The organism is Desulfobacter hydrogenophilus, assembly GCF_004319545.1.
Lineage (GTDB): Bacteria > Desulfobacterota > Desulfobacteria > Desulfobacterales > Desulfobacteraceae > Desulfobacter > Desulfobacter hydrogenophilus.
The window spans coordinates 1,951,989-1,968,983 of sequence record NZ_CP036313.1; the positions used below are offsets into that span (position 1 = coordinate 1,951,989).

At 47.6% G+C, this 16,995-nt stretch carries 17 protein-coding genes; 2 read left to right on the top strand and 15 right to left on the bottom strand.

The window, feature by feature from the left end; all coding sequences use genetic code 11:
* The first annotated feature begins 20 nt into the window (after positions 1-20).
* Together EYB58_RS08450 and EYB58_RS08455 are read left to right on the top strand one after the other, a co-directional pair.
* The gene (locus EYB58_RS08450; RefSeq protein ID WP_111952578.1) at positions 21-794 is read left to right on the top strand and encodes a DUF4197 domain-containing protein; all 774 of its coding nucleotides are present in this window, start codon (positions 21-23) and stop codon (positions 792-794) included.
* Positions 795-859: 65 nt separating this feature from the next.
* A complete protein-coding gene (locus EYB58_RS08455; RefSeq protein ID WP_111952580.1) occupies positions 860-2,443 on the top strand; it encodes an MBL fold metallo-hydrolase RNA specificity domain-containing protein in 1,584 nt (527 codons plus the stop codon).
* 337 nt (positions 2,444-2,780) lie between these two features.
* Here EYB58_RS08455 and EYB58_RS08460 read toward each other — a convergent pair whose 3' ends face one another.
* The 15 genes from EYB58_RS08460 to EYB58_RS08530 form a co-directional block, all read right to left on the bottom strand.
* On the bottom strand, positions 2,781-3,410 hold the full coding sequence (locus tag EYB58_RS08460; RefSeq protein ID WP_111952582.1) for a MotE family protein: 630 nt from the start codon (positions 3,408-3,410) through the stop codon (positions 2,781-2,783).
* Positions 3,397-3,855: a flagellar export protein FliJ gene (fliJ, locus tag EYB58_RS08465; RefSeq protein WP_111952584.1), complete on the bottom strand. Its 459-nt coding sequence runs from the start codon at positions 3,853-3,855 to the stop codon at positions 3,397-3,399. The genes EYB58_RS08460 and fliJ overlap by 14 nt, the downstream gene beginning before the upstream one ends.
* Positions 3,852-5,225, bottom strand: coding sequence for a FliI/YscN family ATPase (locus EYB58_RS08470; RefSeq protein WP_111952585.1), 1,374 nt, complete (start codon positions 5,223-5,225; stop codon positions 3,852-3,854). The genes fliJ and EYB58_RS08470 overlap by 4 nt, the downstream gene beginning before the upstream one ends.
* Positions 5,222-6,226 (bottom strand): FliH/SctL family protein, encoded by a 1,005-nt coding sequence (locus tag EYB58_RS08475; RefSeq protein WP_111952587.1) that lies wholly within the window; start codon positions 6,224-6,226, stop codon positions 5,222-5,224. The genes EYB58_RS08470 and EYB58_RS08475 overlap by 4 nt, the downstream gene beginning before the upstream one ends.
* Positions 6,213-7,226 carry a flagellar motor switch protein FliG gene (gene fliG / locus EYB58_RS08480; RefSeq protein ID WP_111952589.1) on the bottom strand — a complete coding sequence of 338 codons (1,014 nt, stop codon included), beginning with the start codon at positions 7,224-7,226 and terminating at the stop codon, positions 6,213-6,215. The genes EYB58_RS08475 and fliG overlap by 14 nt, the downstream gene beginning before the upstream one ends.
* Before the next feature lie 4 nt (positions 7,227-7,230).
* A complete protein-coding gene (fliF, locus tag EYB58_RS08485) occupies positions 7,231-8,949 on the bottom strand; it encodes a flagellar basal-body MS-ring/collar protein FliF (protein WP_111952591.1) in 1,719 nt (572 codons plus the stop codon).
* Positions 8,950-8,975: 26 nt separating this feature from the next.
* A complete protein-coding gene (gene fliE / locus EYB58_RS08490) occupies positions 8,976-9,272 on the bottom strand; it encodes a flagellar hook-basal body complex protein FliE (RefSeq protein ID WP_111952593.1) in 297 nt (98 codons plus the stop codon).
* A gap of 26 nt (positions 9,273-9,298) precedes the next feature.
* Positions 9,299-9,796, bottom strand: a complete 498-nt coding sequence (flgC, locus tag EYB58_RS08495; protein ID WP_111952595.1) for a flagellar basal body rod protein FlgC — start codon at positions 9,794-9,796, stop codon at positions 9,299-9,301.
* Positions 9,797-9,799: 3 nt separating this feature from the next.
* The gene (flgB, locus tag EYB58_RS08500) at positions 9,800-10,213 is read right to left on the bottom strand and encodes a flagellar basal body rod protein FlgB (protein WP_111952596.1); all 414 of its coding nucleotides are present in this window, start codon (positions 10,211-10,213) and stop codon (positions 9,800-9,802) included.
* 157 nt (positions 10,214-10,370) lie between these two features.
* On the bottom strand, positions 10,371-11,741 hold the full coding sequence (locus tag EYB58_RS08505; protein WP_111952597.1) for a sigma-54-dependent transcriptional regulator: 1,371 nt from the start codon (positions 11,739-11,741) through the stop codon (positions 10,371-10,373).
* Positions 11,742-11,756: 15 nt separating this feature from the next.
* Positions 11,757-14,435, bottom strand: coding sequence for a tetratricopeptide repeat protein (locus tag EYB58_RS08510; RefSeq protein ID WP_111952598.1), 2,679 nt, complete (start codon positions 14,433-14,435; stop codon positions 11,757-11,759).
* 168 nt (positions 14,436-14,603) lie between these two features.
* On the bottom strand, positions 14,604-15,659 hold the full coding sequence (locus EYB58_RS08515; protein WP_111952599.1) for a sigma-54 interaction domain-containing protein: 1,056 nt from the start codon (positions 15,657-15,659) through the stop codon (positions 14,604-14,606).
* An 11-nt stretch (positions 15,660-15,670) separates the two neighbouring features.
* On the bottom strand, positions 15,671-16,045 hold the full coding sequence (locus EYB58_RS08520; RefSeq protein WP_111952600.1) for a response regulator: 375 nt from the start codon (positions 16,043-16,045) through the stop codon (positions 15,671-15,673).
* A 39-nt stretch (positions 16,046-16,084) separates the two neighbouring features.
* Entirely contained in the window at positions 16,085-16,489 is a 405-nt protein-coding gene (locus EYB58_RS08525; protein WP_242637598.1) for a chemotaxis protein CheX, read from the bottom strand.
* 108 nt (positions 16,490-16,597) lie between these two features.
* Entirely contained in the window at positions 16,598-16,951 is a 354-nt protein-coding gene (locus tag EYB58_RS08530) for a PilZ domain-containing protein (protein WP_111952602.1), read from the bottom strand.
* Positions 16,952-16,995: the final 44 nt, after the last annotated feature.

A 16,995-nucleotide genomic window follows, 5' to 3' on the forward strand; every position in this document is an offset into this window, starting at 1 on the left:
TATTAGGAGGAGCGTTTAAAATGTGTAAAAAAAGAATCAGCGTTTCAGCGATAGCTCTTGTTTTTGCCTTTGTTCTGGGGGGGCAGGGATCTGCTCTGGCCGGAAATTCCCTGCTGGACCAGGGCTCGTCATTGATTAAATCCATGGGCAAGGGTGACACAAGTGAAAGCAGCAGTTCCGGGAGTTCCAGCAGCCTGAGCAACAGCGAAATTATTTCCGGTCTTAAGCAGGCGCTGGAAACAGGCGCCGGAACCGTTGTCAGCCAGTTGGGCGCTGAAAACGGATTTAATTCCGATGCCAGCATTCACATCCCTTTGCCCTCCTATCTTTCCACGGTGCAGACCTTGATGGATAAGGCCGGCCTGGGGTCCTATGCAGAAGATCTGGAACTGAAACTGAACCGGGCTGCCGAGGCGGCCACGCCCAAGGCGAAAGCGTTGTTTGTAAATGCCATTTCCCAGATGTCCTTTGACGATGCCAACAGCATTCTCAATGGCGCGGATGATGCTGCCACCCAGTATTTTAAGAAAAAAACCTCTGACGATCTCACAGAGGCCTTTACTCCGGTGGTGGAGGAGACCCTCGAAGACGTCGGGGCAATTAAATCCTATGAACAGATGATGGAAAAATATAAATCCCTGCCCCTGGTTCCCGATGTAAGGGGCAATCTGGCAGACTATACAGTTGACGAAGCTTTGGACGGCATTTTTTATTATTTGGCAAAAGAGGAAAAGGCTATCCGGGAAAATCCGGCGAAACAGACTACAGCCTTGTTAAAAAAATTATTTAACTGATGTTTAAGCCAAAACATTTTTTACCCCGGGCTATTTTCATAAACGGTTGAAGAAAGGGACAATCTATGGTTGACGTTGGATTTTTTGGAGCTGCTGGAGAGGTGACCGGATCCATGCATGTGCTGGATACAGGGGTTGATAAAATTTTATTGGACTGCGGTATGTTCCAGGGCCGGAGAAAGGAGAGCCGGGAGAAAAATGAGATCTTTAAAATAAACCGGTCTGAAATCACAACCATGGTTCTTTCCCACGCGCATATTGATCATTCCGGCCGGATTCCGCTGTTAACCAAAAATGGCTTTTCCGGCCGGATTGTCACCACCCGCCCCACTAAAGACGCGTTGAATTACATGCTTCTGGATTCAGGGCATATCCAGGAATCTGATGCCCAGTACCTTAACTACAAAGCCTTGCGTACGTTTCTGTATCAAGCTGAGCAGTCCAGAACCAAACAGCAGGTTTCCAACAAGGAAAAAGCCCGGATCAAAAAACTGTTGAAAAAAAGTTCCCATGAACTGAATGTGGATGTCATTGCCGCACTTCATAAGGAGTACAGCCTTGAAATGGTGACACCGCTGTATACCCAGGAGGATGCACTGGAATCCCTTTCTTTTATTGACGGATATCCCTTTGGCTCGGAAGTGACCATCGGAAAGGGCGTCACTGTGAAATTTTATGTGGCCGGCCATATTCTAGGGTCTGCCTTTTCTCTGATTACGGTAAAATCCCAAAACGGAGGTAAACCTCTTAAAATACTTTTTACCGGTGATGTCGGCCGGTTTGAAAAACCCATTTTAAAAGATCCCACCCTGGAATTTGATGAAGAGGACAGGGATATTGATCTGATGATCATTGAAAGCACCTACGGGGACCGGGAACATACCCCGGTGGCGGATCTTTCCGACAGACTGAAAGACACCCTGATCCGGACAATTGAACGGGGTGGCTCTCTTCTGATTCCTTCTTTTGCCTTTGGCAGAACCCAGGAGCTTATTTACATTCTTCACCAGTTGTATGAATCCGGCACTGTTCCCAAGGTGCCAGTTTATGTGGATAGTCCTCTGGCATCAAATATCACAAAGGTTTTTGGGGAACATCCGGAGACCTATGATGAGGACACCCATAAAGTATTCCTGGAAAAGGGTATCAACCCCTTTTATTTCAAAGATATCAAGTTTGTTGATTCGGTGGAGGAATCCATGCGCATCACCCAGGACGACACCCCGCATATCGTGATCTCGGCATCAGGCATGTGTGAGGCGGGCCGGATTCTTCATCACTTGCGTTATAAGATCCATAATCCCAAACATACCATTCTTACAGTGGGTTATATGGCCCAACACACCCTGGGCCGGCGTATTGAAGACCTTGGGTTGCAGGAACGTTCGACTGCAGACAAGGCGCCGGAAGTCAAAATTTTGGGGAAAGCTTATCCATTGAGAGCCCATGTGGAAAAAATAGGCGGATTTTCCGCCCATGCAGACCGCCATGAACTGATGAAGGTGGTTGCCGGCTCCAATCTTCGGGTGAAAGATATTGCCGTTGTCCACGGCGAAGCTGAACAGAGCGCGGCATTTGCCCAGCGCCTCAACGAGAAAGGATATAATGCCTTTGTCCCCAAATCTGGAGACCACTTTAAATTGCCGTGATTCAGGTTTACATTTATGAATAGGGAGGACGCAAGCAAGAGTCTGTAAAATATAGATACATCGGCTGCAATCACATGAGAATGGCCTCAATCCTCTCAAATTTTCGGCCAGTAGTCCGGCTGTGAATAGAAAATTTGAGAAAATTGGTTCTCATTCTCATGAGATTCGGAAAAATAATATTATTATTCTGTTTTTGTATCCTCATAGATTTTATAAAAACCTTGGAAATTCGGTTTTCCCGCATCCGGTTTCTTGGTGATACTTGTTTTTTTGGTAAAATATCTGCTTATGCGACGTTGGGGCAGACGCAGTATGGCTAAATTAAAATCGGAATCTATCAGCGTTTTTTAAAGGCCAGGCGTTCGCTGATTTTTGCAGCCTTTTCGTACTCCACAAAAGCCAGGATCTGGGAAGCGGAAACCTCACGCATTCTTAGGAATATTTCGTAGGCCACAGAAAGTTCCATTTTATTGACAATCTCTGCAGCCGCTTTGGGTTTCATACTGGCATACATTTTCACCAGACGGTTCATCTTTGCCTCAAATGCGGCTGCTTCTTCCCGTTCTTTTGCGGTTTTTTTCTTTTCAAGCCTGGCCATATCTGCTTCAATCTGCTTTTTAAGGGTCGTCAGCGATTCTATTTTTTCATCAATCTGGGCCTCATAGGTCTCGAGTTCTTTTTGTTCCTTGGCAAGCTGTTCACTGGCCTCAGCCACTGCTTTTCTTTTATCTTCAAGCCCCTGGAGAACGACCTTGGCAGGATCTGGACATTCGGGGCATTCCGGACAGGGTGCAGGCGCTTCTTCTGTGTTTTTATCTCCACCCGATGCAGTTTCAGGTTTATCCTGATCTTCTGCCAAAATCAGTGCGGGCTGACCCGAATGTATATATGAAACACCGACAAAGGCGATTGTGACGATAAGAACATTGACCCAAAGACCCGCTATCCAGCGCTTAAGTGCGTTCATTGTTCACCTCCCTGGCCGTTTTCAAGGATGTCATTTCATCCAGGCTTTTTTGCTCTTCCCGGATCATTTCATGTGTATATTCCCGGTCCTTTTTTTCCCGCAGCCGCTCCAGTGCTTTTTTGTCAATGGTTTTTTGTTTAAGGGTCTCCCGCTTTTCATCCAGAATTTTTTCAAGTTCGGTTTGTCTGTTACGTTCAAGATGGATCATCTGGTCTGTCGTAGTAATAAATTGTCTGTACCGGTTGAATTGGCCTGCCCCCATTCCTTTTTCCACCAGGGAATCAAGCAGATCCATCGCCGATATTCTGTCTTTTTTCAACTCAATTATGCGCTGCTCACAGGCCAGGACATCTGCCACCGCTTGGGCCATTTCCTGCTTGGCGACCTGCTCAAGATGGCGTTTGTACTTTAAAAGGCTTTGCAGTTTGAACTGGAATTTTCTCATGGATTAGGCTTGGTTTTTTTGGGTTCAGTCGGCGATCCTTTGATTCCCAACGCTCTTTTCAGGCCGGCTACACTGGCCTGCATATTCATTTTCTGGCCAATGTTCTGGCGCAGCAGCCGGTTGATGCCGGGCATCAGTTTCCTGGCCTGGTCCACATCAGGGTTTGACCCATCCACATAAGCACCGATGGTGATCATGTCTTCTGCATTTCGATATGCCGCCATGATATTGACGGCTTTGTCCCGCATGGCCATGTGCTCGGGTTTGCTGACATCCCGCATGACCCTGGAAACACTGGCCATGACATCAATGGCCGGGTAATGGCCGCGATTGGCAAGATCCCTGGATAAGACAATATGTCCGTCCGTTATGGAACGAACCGTATCGCCCACCGGGTCGTTCATGTCGTCACCCTCCACCAGAACCGTGTAAATGCCTGTGATTGAACCGCCGCTCTCAAGGACGCCGGGGCGCTCTAAAAGAATGGGAATCTGGACAAAAAATGAGGGCGTATATCCTCTGGTGGTCGGTGGCTCACCGGCCGCCAACCCCACATCCCTGGAAGACATGGCAAACCGGGTAATGGAATCCAGCATGAGCAGCACATCCTTTCCCTGATCCCTGAAGTACTCGGCAATGGTGGTGGCCAGATAGGCACCCCGCATACGGGTTAACGGCGGCGAATCCGATGTGGCCGCCACGAGGACAGCCCGCTTGAGCCCCTCCTCTCCCAGGGTCTCCTCCACAAAATCCTTAACCTCCCGGCCCCGTTCCCCAATCAGCCCGATCACCACCACATCCGCATTGGTATGTTTGGTCATCATGCCCATGAGCACACTTTTTCCCACGCCGGAGCCGGCCATGATGGCCACCCGTTGCCCCCGGCCCAGGGTAATCATGGAATTAATGGCCCCGATACCGACATCCAGGGGCTCTTTGATCCTTTTTCGTTCCAGAGGGCCCAGGGGTTTTCCATACAAATAATAGGAAGTTGAACCTGAAATCGGACCCTTATTGTCAATGGGATTTCCCATGCCGTCCAGTACACGCCCAAGCATGTCGTCGCCCACCGGCACCATGGGGGAAGAGGCCACCGGCACAATCCGGCTTCCCATGCTGATGCCCCTGATCTCACCAAAGGGCATAAACAGCGCTTTTTCCTGCCGAAAGCCCACCACTTCGGCCATCACTGCCAAACCATGGTCATTGATAATGCGACACACGCCGCCCACGCCGAGGCCTAAGCTGTCCCCTTCGGCAATCAGCCCGATCACCTGGGACACCCGGCCTTCGGGCGTCACGGTTTTAACCTTTTCCACCGCATTGGCATAAACGCTAAAATCCACTTTTTTAAAAAGATCGTTCATCATATGCCCGCCTTGGCAATGGCATCGTAAACCGCCTTAAGTTTAGACTCGGGATCTGTAGTAATGGTGGCGCCGGCACTTTCAATGCGACATCCCCCTTTGGGAATCATGGCGTCCGTATTCACTGTAATATGGGTCAAGGAGCGTATAGACTCAAAAAAAGTCTCTTTAATCATTTCTACATATTCATAGTCTTCGTCGGCCACACTCAGGGTAATTTCCTCCGGGGAGGCAAGTTGGGACAACGCGTCCAGGATTGTGTTTTTGATCACAGCATCGTCCGAGTCCAGTTTGGCCAGCACCACTTTCCCGGCAATCTGACAGACAAGTTCAACCAACTGGGTTTCATATCGTGCCAGCATATTTTCCAGCATCTGATCCGCGGTTTCCAATGCCTGCTGGAAAGGTTCCAGGATCTGCGCCATTTCCTGAACAATCTCCTGTTTCCCGTCATCACGCCCATCTTCTATCCCCTTTTCATAACCCTCGGCCTCGCCTTTGGCAAATCCGTCGGTCTCCCCTTGTTTAAACCCCTCTTTCCGGCCTTTTTCCAGCCCCTCTTCATAGCCCTTAGCATGGCCGGCTACCTGCCCTTTTTCCAGCCCTTGGGCCATACCCTGCTCATAGCCTGCGGCAAATCCCTGTTCTTCCGGTGTGGGGCGATCTTCCGGCTCATCCGAACCCTGGGCTTCCTCCAAGAGACCGGAGACATCCTTTTTTAGATCAGGCTTATCGGCATCCACATCCGCGCCCTGGATTAAGGGTTCAAACAATTCTTTTTTAAGTTGTTTGGTGATTTTATAAAGGGCCTCAAACCCACCTTCTTCCCTTTCAACTTCCAAGGGATCAAACAAAAGTTTAAACCGGTCAAAATCAGGCTGGGCATCCGACCGTGACACCTCTTTATCAAAATTGTCAAGGGAGCCCACATCAATGGCCTTGAATTCATCATCTTGTGACGGAAACGATTCATCTTTATGTTCGTCTTGATCAGACAAGGACATCATCTTTTCCTTTACCCAGGGTTATGGTACCGTCGGCCTCAAGCTCTTTAGCAGCCCTGACCACGGCCTGCTGGGCTTCTTCAACCTCTGCCAGGCGAACAGGACCCATGGCATCCAGATCGTCCTTAAGCATTTCACCGGCCCGCTGGGACAGGTTGGCAAAAATTTTGGACTTCATATCTTCTGTGGCGGTTTTCAATGCATAGGTGAGTTGCTGACCTTCAACCTTCTTGAGAATTTCCCTCATGGCAGTATCATCCACATTGGTCAAGTCCTCAAATACAAACATGAGTTTGCGGATCTCATTGGCCATTTCCGCATCATCTTCCTCAACATATTCCATAACTGCATCTTCGGTGGATTTGTCCACACCATTGATGATATCCACCAGGACTTCCAGGCCGCCTGCCTTACCGCCGGGTCCGACGGCGCCGCTGAGCTCATATTTCAAGGCTTTATCTACGTCCCGGACAACGTCTTCGGAAATCTGGCCTAGCCGGGCGATCCTCATGGAAATATCGCCCTTGAGTTCATCCGGTAAATTCATCATAATTTCCGAGGAAATTTCTGCAGGCATATGGGCCAGAATCATGGCTATGGTCTGGGGATGTTCACCTTCAATATATGTAGATAAAGTGCCCGTATTCACATTCCGGCTCCATATAAAGGGTTTGGCCTGTTTCTTTTTTTCCAAATCGTCCAGGATGGCTTTGGCTTCCTTGTCCTTCAGTGTTTTGGTTACCACATTCTTAATAAAGGAGTCCCCTTCAACAATCATTTTGGGCTCTCCTTCATATATGACATTGAAATCAGCACACACGGTTTTGAGCATGTCAGGCGTAATCTGGTCAACCTTGGACATTTCAAAGGCAATTTCCCCAATTTCCTGCTCTTTCATTCTTGAAAACACCTGGGTTGTATATTCTTCTCCCATGTACATGAGAAATACTGCTGCCTTTTGACAACCGTCTAAATTTTCCGGATCAAATGCTTTTGACATGGAATTAATCCTCCTCCTCTTCTTCCTCTACGTCACTGAGCCATCCCTTGATGATATTCACGGTCTTGAACAGGTCTTTTTCCGCATAATAACGGGCCTTTTCATGACTACTCATATTTGCTATGTATGCGTTCCGCTCAGCTGCAGTCATTTTTTGGATAAACTCTTCTTTCTGGTCTTCGGTCATCATTTCAAAAAATTCACGCTGCTGATTCGCATTCATCTCAATAAAGGCAGGTTCCTTTTCCTCTGTCTCAAGTTGGGCACGTTCTTCCGGCGAGGGTAACGCTTCCTGTTCCACCGTAACTTTGATGTCACGAACAGTTTTTATGATCGGCCGGATGATGAACAGGAACAATACAAAAACCAGCAGTAAATTGGCAATGAGACGCCCGTATTCCTTCTGGACCATGCGCCAGCCTGTAAGTCTCTCTTGGGTGCCCTGCATATCGTCGATGGAAGCAAAGGGGAAGCATTCCATGGAAACTTGATCGTTGCGCTCCTCGTTATAACCCATGGCTCTGGTTACAATACTTTGGAACTGCTGCATCTCTTCGGCAGACCTGGGCATATACACCCGTTTGGTGTCGCCATTGTCACCTGTCTGGAACTCATATTTCCCGTCAATCACGGCTGCGACCGAAAGCCTTGTGAGTTCCGCCATGGGTTTCTGGGTTTCCCTGGTCCGTCGACTGATTTCGTAATTTACCGTATCATCACTCTTATTGATCAGTTCCCGGTTTTTATCGCCGGCCTGGTCTTCATCTGTAATGGGATTGACCGATGAAGGAATACCAACCTGTTCGTCAAGCTGGACAACCTTTTCAGCTCTGTTTTTCCGGCTGCGTATGAATTCCCCGCCCCGCTCAAACGGATCATAAATTTCTTCATTCATGTTATTTTTGGAAAAATCCATTTCCGAAGTAACCCGGACAATGGCTTTATTCGCCCCCACGATGCGCTCAAGCATGGTCTGGAGTCTGCGTGTCAGGTTCTCTTCAAAGCGCACCTTATACTGATATTGCGCATCTGCAAGATTTTCTGCATTAATTCGGGCCTCTTCTTCTTCTGATTTTCCCTCAAACAGAATCCGGCCGGCAGTATCCACAATGGTTACCAGTTTTGGGGTCAGATCCTGGACGGAAGACGCCACCAGATGTGCGATGGCAGCCACTTCGTCTTTCTGAAGATCTGCGACCAGCTCCAGCAGAATGGATGCCGAAGGCTGTTTGGTCTCCTCCACGAAAACCGACTCCTTTGGCAGTACAATCATAACCTTGGCATCCTTGACAGCCTCAAATGCCGCAATGGTGCGTGCCAGTTCTCCCTGAAGCGCCCGCTTCTTATTTATTTTTTGGACAAACTCGGTGGTGCCGAATTCGCTTTTATCGAAAATCTCGTATCCAACCCCTGCGCCTTTGGGAATGCCTTCTTTGGCCATGGTCAGCCGGATATCATATACCATGGTGTCCGGAACCAGAATGGTGGTCCCGTCACCGGTCAGGCGATAGGGCGTATTGGAAGATTTTAATATTTCCACGACAGCGGCGGCATCTTCCTGGCTCAACTCTGAATATGCGGCTTTATAAGGGGTTTGGTTGGCCCATACAAACATGGTGATAAACCCTGCCACCACCACCAGGGCCAGCCCGCCTATAAGGACTTTACGGACCATGCTCATCTCTTTGAACGTGGTAATGATTTTTTCAATTACTGGATTCATTTAAGCGGCTCCTGCTCTGCAAAGGGTTATACCTGCAGACGCATAATTTCTTCATAGGCACTCATGGCCTTGTTGCGGACCTGTGCCAGTACTTTTAGGGAGGTGGAGGCTTTGCCTAACGCCATCATGCCTTCATGAATACCAAGCCTGCCTTCTATGACGGCCTCAACAGAATCATCTGCCACATGCTGATTATTATTCACTTCCAGGACGGCTGATTCCAGACGTTTCATAAATTCTGGGCTTCGCTTGGCTGCCCGGTTCGCCACGGATTCCCTGTACAAGGAGAGTTTGCCGGGAATTTGTGTATTTATTCCATCCATTGATTTCATCCTTTTCCCCCAAAAAATTATTTACCTATTTCAAGTGCTTTGCTAACCATATTCTTTGTGGTGGAAAGCGCCGTGACACTGGCCTCATAACTGCGCCGGGCAACCATCATGTCTGAAATTTCGGTTAAATGATCCACGTTGGGCATCTTCACATAGCCTGTATCCGGATCTGCATCGGGATGGGCCGGATTATACACCAGATGAAAATCTTCCTGGGACCTGACAATCTGATCCACTCTGACACCTGTGCCGTTATCCGGCTTTTTTTCCTCCTCAAACTCAATGTCCGATAATTCAATCCGGCCGGACCGCTCCTTTCGAATCTTTTCTTGGACCACGCTTTCAAAGGAGTCAATATCATCTCCTTTGAATACCACCATTTTTCTACGATAGGGTCCGCCGTCTTCGCTTCTGGTGGTATCCACGTTCGCCAGATTTTCAGCAATGACATTGAGTTTCATACGATGGGCCGCAAGGGCCGTGCCGCTGATTTTTGATGCATTCATTAAATCCATGGATTATTTTCCTCCTTCATCAATGGCATAGTTGAGTATGGTCATTTTACGCAGCAGCATTTCGGCAGTAGATCTGAATTTCACATTGTTTTCCATCAGATTCATCATTTCCGTATCAATGTTCACCGAATCCAGGTGATAGATATCCACATCCTCGCTGTCCATACCGTTAATTTGACCGGCTGACCCGTCAATATTGCCGGATAGATGTTTTTCATTGGTTTTGTCCAGATAGTCAGGTTCCGGTTCAGTCATGGCCCGTTTGAGCGCACTTTGAAAATCTATATCGCTGGGCGTATACCCGATGGTATCCATATTGGCGATATTGCCTGCGATCAGGTTATGCCGCCGGGTTGAGATGTCCATACTTTTCCCGATCATCTCGTAGGTGTTCCCGAAAATTCTTGAATCGGCCATGTTAACCTCCGTTTTTTAAATTGAGGGTTCCGGGTCTGCCTCTATTCGCATTTCCCTTAGATGCCCGGGGTTGATATCCGGGCAGGAATACCGGAATATCGACATCATAAACGAAAAATGCAAATTGCATGCCTGAAATGATAAACAGCAGGAATCGTCAGAGAGGTTCTTTGTATTCGTTCAGTTTATTGCGAAGAGTTCTAACACTGATCCCCAGAATTTTTGCCGCATGTGTTCGGTTTCCCTCGGTCTGATCCAGTGTTCTGAAAATCATTTTTTCTTCCATCTCTTTGAGGGATACTGCCGAAAAGTCCTCATTGGCAACGGAGTCTATGCCTGTGTCATCAAAAAAGGCTGTTTCTGCGCCATCATCCATGAGCAAATCAGAAGGGGTGATCATATCGGTTTCAGCAAGAAGTACGGCACGATGAATTATATTTTCAAGTTCCCGGACGTTGCCGGGAAAAGAATGATTCTTCAGCATGGAACGTGCCTGATCTGTCAATCCTTTGACAGACCTTGCGTCAATCCTGCAGTATTTTTTTATAAAAAAATCGCATAAGGGCTGAATGTCCTGACTACGCTCCCGCAAGGGGGGGATAATCAGCGGAATGGTATTGAGGCGGTAAAACAAATCCTCCCTGAATGCCTGGTCCTCTATGGCTGTCTTGGCATCCCGGTTGGTAGTGGCGATTATCCGGACATCCACATCCACGGGTTGAGTGCCTCCCACCCGGTCTACTACCTTTTCCTGGAGTACCCGTAGGAGTTTGGATTGAAGATGAAACTGCATCTCCGTGATTTCGTCCAGAAACAGGGTTCCTTTATCGGCCAGTTCAAACTTGCCGGCTTTTTTTGCCAATGCACCGGTGAAGGCCCCTTTTTCATGGCCGAACAATTCGCTTTCCAGAAGGGTTTCTGGCAGGGCTGCACAGTTGATGGCGATAAACGGCTGCTGCCGTCGGGTACTTTTTTCATGCAGAAATCTTGCAAGCAGCTCCTTGCCGGTGCCGCTTTCGCCCTGAATAAGCACCGATGCCGACGAATCCGCCACCCGGGCGGCAAGCTTAAGCAGACGCGCCATTTTGGGGTCTTTAGTAATAATCTGAACCGCTTTATGTTTAACTGTTTTTCCCTTTGCAGCAGGCACGGGTGCAAAGGCTGTGACCAAGGATTTTTTAACGCTGAGTTCAAGCTGTCTTGGATCAACCGGCTTGATCAGATAATCCATGGCACCGTGCTGCATAAGGCTGACGGCATAATCCATCACAGGATCCGGGGTAAGGATAATAGTCTTTGGCACCCCGGTGTCTGAATCCGCCGCCTGTTTAAGAAAATCCAAAGCTGAGAATCCCGGCGTACCATCGTCGGCCACAACTACCGCAGGTTTTTGAGAAAGCACGTGGGTGATGGCATCCGAGCCTTCGGGAACGGCATCAACCAAAAAACCCATCGTCTCGAACAGGTCGGTATAGGTCATTCGCTCTTTGGGGTTTTCAATTATGAGAAATAATCGTTGTCCAGGCACGTTGCCAAAGCATCCTTATGAATTTATCATTTTTTCCGCCAGTCCCATCGTGCTCAGCCGCTGCCGGGCAAGCCGGGCCCAGACCGAGTCGTACGACTGCGCTACCTGTTCAAAGGTTTCTTTCGCCTTATCCAGAACATTGCCTTTCTGGTAGGCGTCCCCCAGTAGAAAACCGATATTTGACTTGGCCCGGTCACCTTTTGAGAAATCAAGGGCTTTGGCAAAGGCATTGGCTGCCTGGCCATAGGATTTCATTTCCAGGTAAGTTGACCCCAGCGTTTTGTATGCGCCTGTCAGTATCTCGTAATTTTCGCCAGGCGATGCGGCAAACGCCTTCACCGCACGGGCCTGGAGTCCAGACGCCGTTTTTAAGTCTGACTTTTTTCGGTAAACCCCTGCGCGAAGCATGAGTATCCGCCCTTTATCCAGAGCGTCCTCCCCGGCCTTATACGCCGAGGCAAAAGCCTCATCTGCTTTTGAAAAACTGCCTTTTTCTATATAAATCTGCCCGATTCGGGTCAGGGCATCCACTCGGTTTTTATTTTTTGGAAATCTTTTCGTAAAGGCATACAATAATTTTAACGCATCATTGTCTCTGCCGGACTCATCCATGGCCTTGCCCAGTCCAAACAGTAGTAAAGCCGGCCGTTCTGCTCTTTTATAAAGTTTATAGGCAGAAATCAACTGATTAAATGCCTCTTCATATAGATTCGCCTGTAAATATGCACTTCCCACATAAAAGGGTATCAGTCGCCCCCCCATTTTTTTTAACTTGAACTGTTCTTTTTCATACCTCATCAATACAGATGTGTATTCATCGGCCTTCAACTGTTCTTTGAACAAGGCCTCATAGGCTTTTTGCATTAGTTTAACCGCCTCGTAGCGCAACCCCCTGGGATGAGTGGACAACAGGTCCTCAATTTCCTGGATGCATTTATCATACTCACCATTTTTTTGATAAATTTCAGCCAAGCGCATCATGGCGATCCGGGCATAGGTGTTTTCAGGAAACCGGGTCTTGATCATTTCGTAAATCTTAATTTTTTCAGCATTCGTTTTTAAGTACCTGGCAATTCCAATGGATGCATTGATATATCCAGGGGAGTCAGGATATTTTTCTCGGACCCGTTCGTACAACTTGATCGCCTTTTCTTCCTGATTCTCCATGCCATAGGCATCGCCGGCCTTGCTTAAAGCCATGTCAGGATCTTTAATGTCAGGATAAAGATTCAACAGCCGGATATAATTTTCCCGGGCGCCTTTGCTTAAACCCAATTCAAAATTGGCATCTGCCGTGTATTTGAGAAGGTCAGAAGAGTCATAAACTTTTTTTACATCATTTTTTATGACATAATTAAGAACGCTCAACGCGTCATAATACCGAAGGTTTTCAAACAGTGCCTTACCATACCCCAGCCCTGCATCCGATATATAGCCGTTACTTATTTTTGACTCAAATACCTTTTTATATAGGTTCAACGCTTTGTCATTATACCCTCTGTCATTATAAATCTGGGCCAGATGATACTCCACCTCCGGCATACCGGAATAGTCCGGAAAGTCCTTGCTGATAATATCAAAATATCCTTCGGCGGTTGCGCTGTTGTGCAAACGGGTATGAATCAATCCCATGGCAGCATAGGCAAATGGTATATAGCTTGATTTCGGAAAGGCGACCATGGCATCCTGAAACATACGTTCTGCAGTTAAAAGTCTTGCCGGATCATCGTTCTCAATACCCATAAAATTGACATAGGCCCTTAAGTAGTAGACTTGTTCCCGGCAAAAGGGGTTTTCTTCAAATAAATACTGTTCGAGAATGGCACTGGCTTCTTTGTACAATTGTTTTTTTACCAGAAGCATCGCATTTTCCAGCGCATTAACCTGACAACCCTGCAACGGATCCTCGTCCCGATACATATCGCTAATGTCGCCTTTAAAACGACTGGCCTGACGCTTTGGCGGTATATAAAGCGGTGGTTCCTTTATTCTCTCTTTTGTTTTAGATAGGCTGGCATCCTTTTGGGGACCGGTGTCCGACTTTTGGACAGTATCAAGGGGCTGTGCTTTCCGGGGCAGTTCGGTTTGGGAATGGGGAGCAGGTACTTGTATTGACGGCTCATTAGGGGCGTCGGCAAGGATTTGTTTTCCATCGGATTCCGTTGCCGGTGCTACCGACTGTTTTTCAGGTTTGGAAACAGCAGGCACAGCCGGTGCTGAAGGTTTCTGGATAGTCTTTGTCTGGGGTGCAGGAACATATTTGGGAACGGAAGAAGCAACATTTACGGCTTTATTTAAAATCACGGTCAACTGGTTATTTGCGGCATCAAAAGAGAATTTAATCTTTTTTTCACTGGCGTACTTACCCGTCACCATTAGGGCGATCACGTTGCCTTCAAGGGTTTCCACATGGACGGATTCGAGGTTGGGATTATCTTTTCCGCCAATGACAAGCCCTCTGGTAAGGCGTGCATTTTTAATGGCCACCAGGACTTCCCGCTCTCCGATACGGACAACTTTTACAGGGGCTTTACCGCTCATCTCAACCGTCACTGAAAAGGGATTGTCCTTGACGTGGATTGCTTTGACAACGGGGTGTGCGGCCATGGTCGTCGCAGCCTGAATGAATACACAGAAAACTACGGTCCAGGCCGATGATAAAACCTTCAGGTATGTGGGGATTAATTCTCTCATGATATATTAATATCCAAAAGGGTTCATGGTTGGAGAACTAAAAAGCAAGTAATATGCCATACCTATAATTGTGCATCATATCAGATTGAATGCCCTTTAAAAAGCACGTTCGGCAAATAAGTTCACAACGAGGGCTGGACAGGGAGTAGGGATTTCCGGCGGCAGGTGTCAAAAAACCGGCATCTCATCTTCCGGTTCGATATCCATTTTTTTTATTTTCTCAACCAGGGTCGTCCGGTTCATTTTCAACATTTCGGCGGCCCTGGCTTTTACCCATCCGGTTTTATTCAAAGCGTGGGTAATTAAAGATTTTTGATACGATTCCACTGCCTCATTAAAACCGATGTTTTTCTGGAACACGCCGGCCACACAGACCCGGGTGGTCTCTGTCTTGGCATCGGTCATACAACCCGGCAGATCAGCTATGCTGACGGTATCCTCTTCCACAAGGACTGACAACCGTTCCACCAGATTTTCCAGTTCTCTGATGTTTCCAGGCCATTCATAGGTCGCAAGCACCTGTTTTACCGAATCAGGAAATATTTTGGGCATGTATTCGGTATTGCGCCGTGCAAAACCGGACTGAAAATGGTCCACTAAGGGTATGATATCTTCAGGGCGTTCCCGCAGGGGCAGGATGTCAATGGGAATCACATTAAGACGGTAATACAGGTCTTCCCTGAATTCGTTATTTTCTATGGCTGCGGTCAGGTTTTTGTTGGTGGCCGAAATTACCCTGATATCCACCGATATGGTCTGGGATCCGCCCACTCGCTCGAACCGTCTTTCCTGCAACGCGCGTAAAAGTTTTACCTGCAGATCAGGGCTCATGTCACCGATTTCATCCAGAAAAATCGTACCTTTATCGGCAATTTCAAAACGCCCTGTCCTTGCACGGTGGGCACCGGTAAATGCGCCTCTCTCATGCCCGAACAACTCACTTTCGAGCAGCTCGCTGGGAATTGCCCCGCAATTGATTACCACCATGGGGCCGTCTTTTCTTGCTGAATTCTTATGGATGGCCCGGGCAATAAGTTCTTTGCCTGTACCGCTTTCTCCTGTGATAAGCACCGATGAATCAGAGCGCGCAACTTTACGCACCCGGTCAAGCACGGCCATCAGTCCTTTACTTATGCCGGCAATACCGTTGCGGTTGAAACTCGATACGTTTTTCGGCGGGGCGTCAACAGACCCCGTTGTTTTTTCAGCAGTTGCTTGGGCCATTGGAATTTAACTTACTTAAGAATTTTTTTGAGTTTGTCGGAAATAGCCTCTGCCGTAAACGGCTTGACCACGTAATTGGAGACACCGGCTTGTACGGCTTCTATAACGTTTTGTTTCTGGGCTTCTGCCGTGACCATCAGGAAAGGTGCGGTCTTGTACTGGGTGCTGGTCCGGACCTTTTTGAGCAGTTCAAGGCCCGTCATCTTGGGCATGTTCCAGTCGGAAATAATCAGATCAATCTTCTGGCTTTCAAGGACGTCCCAAGCTGTTGTGCCGTCATCGGCCTCCACCAGATTTTTAAAACCAAGCTGTTTTAAAATATTCTTCAGAATACGGCGCATGGTCGCAAAATCGTCAACTATCAAAATCTTGATGGATGTGTCCATTGCCACATTGTCCTCCTTAATTGGATTGAAACCCATCTTCTATCTATCAAAACACACCTCAATTGTAAATTCTCCACCATCGGTTTGGAAAGGGATCGCGATTTTAGGGCCATTCCCATAGTGCCTGATTGTATGTCTTCTCCCAGTGATCACTGATGGTATGGCAGCATTGAACATCTTGCCCATTTCATCAAGTTCCCGCCGGGCCTGTCCGGAAATCATATTTGTCAATTCCCCAACGGCATCGGCGATATCACCGTTGAGCCTGTCTATTTTTTCTCCGAACATGTTGGAAACAACTGTTAAAATACATTTCTCTTCAAAGGTTACGGCAATGGTTCCCTGGGCGACGCCGGTCAGTCCCATGACACCGGTGACATCACCCACGGCGATATTATCTTTTTTTAAATAGGGTTTCCCCGCAGAAACCGTAACAAAAGCCATTGTCTCCAATACGTTTATGGTTGCATTGATGAATGGATTTATCAGTGTGACATCCAAGGAACAACCCCTCCAGACGGTTTAAATTTAACTTCATATACTGCCGGGTAACTAATCAGAGCCTTCAATATTGTACAAAACCAACGTTTTCAGATGGGTATACGTATCTACGTCCATGGACTCGAACTCTACACCGAATCCGGTATTCGTGTGTCTGACGATTCGTCCTTGAATTTTCAGTTTGAGGTCGTCTATTCCTCCGGACAGATAAACATTCACCCGGCACGCCGTATCCAAGGAAGGCCGCTTATCTGTCTTGACAAATACGCCTTTCTGGCTCAGATTCTTTGAATGGGCCGTAAACTGTACGTTTTGTCCGGACTCATCAAGCATATGGATTTCGATTTTGGTTGTAAAAATTACCCTGGAATATTTTCGCCTATCGTCTTTGTCTGAAATGCTCAATGCAATTTCACTCCACGCTGAAAGATATAAAATGTTATACTCAA